Source organism: Terriglobia bacterium (assembly GCA_020072565.1).
GTDB lineage: Bacteria > Acidobacteriota > UBA6911 > UBA6911 > UBA6911 > JAFNAG01.
The window spans coordinates 1-5,839 of record JAIQGI010000118.1; the positions used below are offsets into that span (position 1 = coordinate 1).

The 5,839-nt window shown below is 53.0% G+C and carries 7 protein-coding genes and 1 tRNA gene; 3 read left to right on the forward strand and 5 right to left on the reverse strand.

The features are described from left to right. Positions 1-122 precede the first annotated feature (122 nt). From LAP85_29410 to LAP85_29420, 3 genes are all read right to left on the reverse strand, one after another. On the reverse strand, positions 123-494 hold the full coding sequence (locus tag LAP85_29410; GenBank protein MBZ5500531.1) for an AAA family ATPase: 372 nt from the start codon (positions 492-494) through the stop codon (positions 123-125). Positions 495-763: 269 nt separating this feature from the next. Continuing rightward, the gene (locus LAP85_29415; GenBank protein ID MBZ5500532.1) at positions 764-1,006 is read right to left on the reverse strand and encodes a hypothetical protein; all 243 of its coding nucleotides are present in this window, start codon (positions 1,004-1,006) and stop codon (positions 764-766) included. A gap of 793 nt (positions 1,007-1,799) precedes the next feature. Next, a complete protein-coding gene (locus LAP85_29420) occupies positions 1,800-1,982 on the reverse strand; it encodes a helix-turn-helix domain-containing protein (protein MBZ5500533.1) in 183 nt (60 codons plus the stop codon). A 128-nt stretch (positions 1,983-2,110) separates the two neighbouring features. On the opposite strand from LAP85_29420, the gene LAP85_29425 reads away from it, so the two are divergent. From LAP85_29425 to LAP85_29435, 3 genes are all read left to right on the forward strand, one after another. Beyond that, positions 2,111-2,464, forward strand: coding sequence for a hypothetical protein (locus LAP85_29425; GenBank protein MBZ5500534.1), 354 nt, complete (start codon positions 2,111-2,113; stop codon positions 2,462-2,464). After that, positions 2,461-3,573 carry a tyrosine-type recombinase/integrase gene (locus LAP85_29430; protein ID MBZ5500535.1) on the forward strand — a complete coding sequence of 371 codons (1,113 nt, stop codon included), beginning with the start codon at positions 2,461-2,463 and terminating at the stop codon, positions 3,571-3,573. Before LAP85_29425 ends, LAP85_29430 begins: the two co-directional genes overlap by 4 nt. Positions 3,574-3,619: 46 nt before the next feature. Next, positions 3,620-3,695: transfer RNA gene (locus tag LAP85_29435), tRNA-Lys, on the forward strand. A gap of 130 nt (positions 3,696-3,825) precedes the next feature. Here the strand turns inward: LAP85_29435 and LAP85_29440 are convergent. Together LAP85_29440 and LAP85_29445 are read right to left on the reverse strand one after the other, a co-directional pair. Next, positions 3,826-4,134, reverse strand: a complete 309-nt coding sequence (locus LAP85_29440; GenBank protein MBZ5500536.1) for a hypothetical protein — start codon at positions 4,132-4,134, stop codon at positions 3,826-3,828. A 491-nt stretch (positions 4,135-4,625) separates the two neighbouring features. Next, on the reverse strand, positions 4,626-5,678 hold the full coding sequence (locus tag LAP85_29445) for a hypothetical protein (protein MBZ5500537.1): 1,053 nt from the start codon (positions 5,676-5,678) through the stop codon (positions 4,626-4,628). Positions 5,679-5,839: the final 161 nt, after the last annotated feature.

Below are 5,839 nucleotides of genomic sequence, written 5' to 3' on the forward strand. Positions count from 1 at the left end.
GGCCGGGGTCACCCCTCCTCCTCAGGGCCAATACAATAACCGATTTTTGGATGATGTCTGCGCCTTCGGCGCGGATGATGTTGAGGGTCTATCTACCGGCGTGTGATCAAAAAACTACGTTTTCAGATGATCGATGACACTAGAAACTTCACGCCACTCATAACGCTGAGTTGAAGCTGCATGGCGAGGGGACTCTTTCCCGTCCCCCACTCGGCGACAAGGATTCCGACAGATTTCGTGGGGATAAGGTCTTCCACGATGAAGGATGCTTCCCCTGCGTTGGGCTCAAGATCAGCGTAGGTCTGGAGTCCACAGCGTTCACACCCCTTAACGAACTTCTTGATTCCGGCGAACCACTCACGCATTTGCGCTTTCGCTTCCTCGTTGTTTGGAAACTGTTCCTCCATGTACGCCTCAATGTTTTCATCGGTGATGATGACGGGATCAAAGGGACCCATATCACTGAACGGCTTCGGCTGGGAAGGTCCCGTCATATCTGCTCCTTTCCGCTAACCTCATCACTTTCCGTAGATGATGCAAACTGTCGAACAAACTCACCGCACTACACCGAGCGCCGTGGAGAACCTCATCAGCTATCGCCTCCCCGGTCGATTCGGGATCGTCAAAAATAAACGTGACTCTACTTCTCCCCGGCACTGCCTCACACCGCACGAAGTTCAATCTTCGTGTGGCGTAGAGGTAGCAGGCGAGCGTTAAATCCTCTGTGCGAAACATACGCGTCTTTTCTCCTTTCCGTCCTTCACTAGAACCCAACGACGTGCATCGCCTTGCGTAGCTGGCGCAAAGCCGCATGGTATTCGAGCGCAGAAACCTGCCCGCCGCTCATGTACTCTGCCTCAAGTGCCTCCCCAGCTTGAGCGGGAGCGGCAAAAAGGAAGCACGCCCTCCCTCCGCCATTTTTCAGGCATCCCAAAAAGGGGAGTGCTCGCCGGGCTATGATGTAACACGCTAACGGTAGGTCTTCGGTCTTAAATTCGTCGGTCATATTCCTCCTTGCTCCGAACAGGCAGACCAAGAGCCCAGGCAGTGAGAGAGAGCCACTCCATTGAGCAGCCCAGCTCCCGCGCTGCGGACTCAAAGGTCATCCATTGTTCGGGGCTTTCCTGTGATTGTTCCTGCGGGATTTCCTGCAGTGACGCGTTGCGGATTTTCCTACTCATGCTCTTCTCGTTCTAGTCCTCCGTCATTCTGCCGGGTCTTGCCGCCCGGCGCGGCTGTAGGACTGCGCAGTGCTTTTCTTGCCATCGGTGATTTCACCGATAGCACGAAAAGCGATTTACGCTGTTTCTGCCAAGTCCTGAAACTCCACCTTTTTCGGCGCTACGACGAAGCCGTGTGAATCAAGTTGAGCCTCGATATAGCGCCGTAGCCCCGGACCCATTTCGGCCAATTCGGCGTCACTCCAATGGACTCCAGTCTTCGGGCGGACCCTCTTGCTCCGCGCAGCAGCCTGTGTTCTCGGTGATCTCCGGTAAGCTCTTTTCTGGCATAGGTCACTACAGAACCGCTGGCCCTTGCGTCCGGGAAATTCCCTCCCACACTCAATGCATGTCATTCGGACCTCTCTCCCCCTGAAATGCCTGTTACCAAGTTCCAGCGGACAGGTAGGGGATGTGCTGTCCGCTCAATTTCGTGGCTGTAACTTGTTGATTTTAGAGGGATGCTAGAGGGCTTTTGAGGCAGTCAGTGAGATTGCTTTCGTGGTTTCTGTAGAGAGCTTCCTACGCGATTGGGGTATCGGTGAAATCGCCGATGATTCGACCTTGCGTTGCGCGTCGTTAGGCTGCATTCCGAATGCCTTCCTCAGCGATCCGCTGCAATTCCTTAACGCTGATCGTCACTCGCCTTCCGATTCTCGTGGCTCGAATGCGCCCGTCCCAAACGTACTTCCTGACAGTCCAGGGGCTGATGCCGAGAGCCTTTGCAGCGTCCTGGATTCCCAGCGTGAAGACGTTTTCCATTGAAACCTCCAATTCCCTCTTGACAGAGGGGGTGCTCAGTGGTACCATTTAGGGTAGCACTGAGATACATTATACCATAATCGGGACTAAAAAGCAAGAGGGTAGGCATTCTACATGGAGGCTCAGCAATGCAAGTCTTTGAACTGGCACAGGTTGCGAAGATCGCTGGCATCTCTCGCTTTCGTCTCAAGGGCTGGATTCTAGGGAAAACACGGTTAACTCTAACTCCCTCAGTGAGATCACGAAAGGGAAGGTACTTCAGTGCGGAGGATGCATTCAAGGTAAGTGTTGCAGCGGCGTTAGATAGGGCAGGATTGGCGAAGGGGGCTATCGCTGAAATTCTGCCGCTAATACCCTCAACTCTCGCATCACGGCTTTTCGTCCAGCGCGGGGGTGAGCGATGGTCCGTGACCGAAACCCCCGGCGTTGGCGAACTACGCATTGAACTGAACTTAGGCGACGTTATCGCGAGGCTGAAATGAGCATCTATAAACGCGGTGATATTTACTACTTTTCATTTTGGCACAATGGAGTTCACATCCAGAAATCCACGAAACAGGGCAATCCCCGAAAGGCAAGGCAGGCTGAGGCGAAGTATCGAACTGCCTTGATCGACGGGGAATTGGAACTCAAGAAGAAGCCTCCAGCTCCGCTCCTCAAGGACTTCGCACAGACATTCATTGATGCAATCCAAGTTCGGTGCGCTGCCAAGCCGAGGACGATTGAATTCTACGGTCAGCAGTTGAAACGCCTACTGGAATTCGAGCCCCTGGCGAATGAGCCGTTGAACAAGATCAGTGCGGGGCTGATCGAGGATTTCGTGCAGTGGAGAATTCAGAAGGTTTCCGCTGCCTCCGTCAATCGCGCGTTAGCCACGCTGCGGAGGTTGCTCCGCTACGCGTATGACCGGGGAGTCATTAACCGTGTTCCGAAAGTGACTCTGCTTAAAGGTGAGCGAATCCGGGAATTCATCCTCTCCCGCGAAGACGAGGGGCGGTACCTTGAGGCGTGTCCGCAACCCTTGCACGACATTGCAGTGCTCCTCCTCGATACGGGACTCCGCATAGGAGAGGCAGTCGCCATTCAATGGAAGGACGTTCATTTCCAGCCTGCTCAAGGAGCCCGATTAGGCTTCATCCACATTGCAGCCGGGAAGAGCAGGTACGCCAAACGGAACATAAGCCTCACTGCACGGGCAAGAGCAATGCTGGAGGAGCGGCTCAAGGACTCCAGCTCGGAATTCGTCTTTGCAAAGCCCGAGGCACTGCCCCTGTTGGTTAGTTCACTCGATCACATCCATGCCGAGCTGCGACAAGCCTTGAACCTGAACCCGGAGTTTGTTATACATTCCCTGCGCCACACGGCGTTAACGCGTTTGGGAGAGGCTGGAGTTGATCCGTTCACATTGCAACGGATTGCCGGGCACAGCTCGATAACCATGACCGCAAGATACTGTCACCCAACTCCGGCGGCACTGGAGGACGCAATCGAGCGGTTGGACGCGGCAAATCGGGCTCTGGGACCCGAAAATCGACAGCCTACCGTCGCAAATCCTGCTACACTGGCAATTGCGGAGGCTGATGCGCTTTAGAGGACAATCGCACAAGATACGCCGCAGCAAAGAGTTACAAGAGTGTGGGCCGTTAGCTCAACTGGCAGAGCAACTGACTCTTAATCAGTAGGTTCCAGGTTCGATTCCTGGACGGCTCACCAATAAAATCAATAACTTAGCGAAATCAAGAAAATCCCAAAAACGGCGAAGGTTAACAGGGGGTTAACGGGCGGAAGCCTGAAGAACGGGGCTAATCCTGGGAGGTTGATTCGAGCCCGAAAGGGATTCGGCCTATCTCGGCAGGATCCGGAAGCTGCGGTCGGTCGTGATCGCTCTTCGCAGCGAGCGGCCGTCGAGCAGCCGGCGGAGAAACGTGAAGTACTTCCGGAAGACGACTTCCGGTTCGACGTCGGCGCCGCGCTCGTCGACGTCTCTGGCGTTCCAGCAGGTCGGGCAAAAACCCCAGGTCTGGAGAGCGAAGCTCGTTCCCGTCGGCCTCTCCTCGAAGATGAAGCCGGCAGGACTATCGTCGGTTTTTCCGCAGAGGGCGCAGATGCTCAGATGAGGCCTGCGCTCGAAGATGTGTTGTCGGGGCAGCATGACCGCATGATAGCACTTTGCTTTCTGATCGGGATTACGGGCATCAGCGTCCGACTGGCGCCATTGATTCAGCTGGGCAAGATTCCGGGCGCGAGATCCTGAGAGATCTCGCGGTATCTGAGCGCAGTCCCGGTGCAACAAGACCACGCCCAAACGAAAAGGGCTCCCGAAGGAGCCCCGACTACACGTTTGCCACAGTTGCCTCACTTCTGAGTCGTTTTGTCCGCGCTTTGACCACTGCAGGAAAGCTCGCTTGGCCCAGGTGGCATGCAGAGCTGTTATTTTGAAGAGTGCTGTCTAGCTGTTAGCGCTGCTTGGAGTCGGCTTAGCGATTCGTGTGCTAATCGCTCTCCGACGACCGTGGGTTCAGGAAACTCAAGCGTTTTCGGCTCAATGGGTTTCGGATAGAAATGCTTCCGAAAATCAGTAAAACATTGGAACTCCAATTCTCTCTTTTTTTTAAGTTTTTTCATTGAATCCCCTCTCTCATTTTACCGGTTTTCGAAGTAATTTGCCAAAAAGTGCTGATTGAGTTCCGGCTTGAAGTAGTGTTTTCTCTTAATCCAGATGAATCCGTCGCCCTTTGACAAAACAGCGACATCTACTGGCCCTCCAACGGTTTCGGCATCAAGCGAAAACTTTCGTCTGATCGAGGTTAAATTCACCAGCGCCTCGGCCATTGCGGCCAGTTCATCCTTAGGCAAAACGGCAACAGTCGCAGTGATAGGATCAACCATAGTCTGACGACGATACTTCTCAAATTCGTCTCGAAAACGCTTCAGAATCTTCTGACTGGCGAGTCTTGCTTTCGCCAGGGCATTGCGTTTCGTTTTGGCAGACACGGTAGGGATTAGCTTCAGAAGAACGTCCGGATAATTGGCAAACAACTGATCGTGGAATCTATCGAGCAGGCGCTCCAAGTTTGGATCCACACCATCAATAAAATTCGCCACGACATTGCCCTGCGCAAAGGGAACGATCGAACCGATCATATCAATACCGATTCGAATCTGTCTTTCTTTGCGGTAGCGCAGTCTGCCCTCAATTATCCCTTCAACAATAAATTCTTGTAGGCGAGGATACAAGTCCCGCTCCCCAAAGCCCGCCACAACCACTCCCGATGTTCCGGCTAAACGAAACGAATCACGAATGAAAAGCCAGCCAGACATTTTGCGGATTTTGATTCGATCATCGGAAGACAATGGGAGTTTTTGAAAAATTTCGTTCTGAAGGTTCGCTTGGACTTTTGAGAATTTCCGAATCAGCCGCACGGCAAAGTCTTCATTAAAGCCGGGGAGGTTTGTAAGTTTTCTTAGTTCTGCAAATTTTTTGTCGATTTCCAGTTTGGCTATTTTTTGAATCTGGGCAGTGGTGATGGTTTTCGATTTTTCGAAATGGTTCTTGATCCCTTCTTGGATGTCCTGGTTGATTCGTCGGTAAAAGGCAGAAACGAGAAACGAAAAATATTGGCTCTGTTTTTCTGCGGGGAATATGGTGCGGTTGCCTTGGAGAAAATCGATCAGATCCCTGGCGTAATCCTCCAAGTGCGCAAAAGACCGCCTGCCAATATGGTGTACCCCAAAAACTGGACAGGTGATTAAGGTGTAAAATCGCTGCCGCCTCGGAGGAGCGAGCGATGAAAAGAGAGCGGAAGCGGTATGATGGGACACTCAAGGCCAAGGTAGCGGTGGAAGCGATCAAAGGC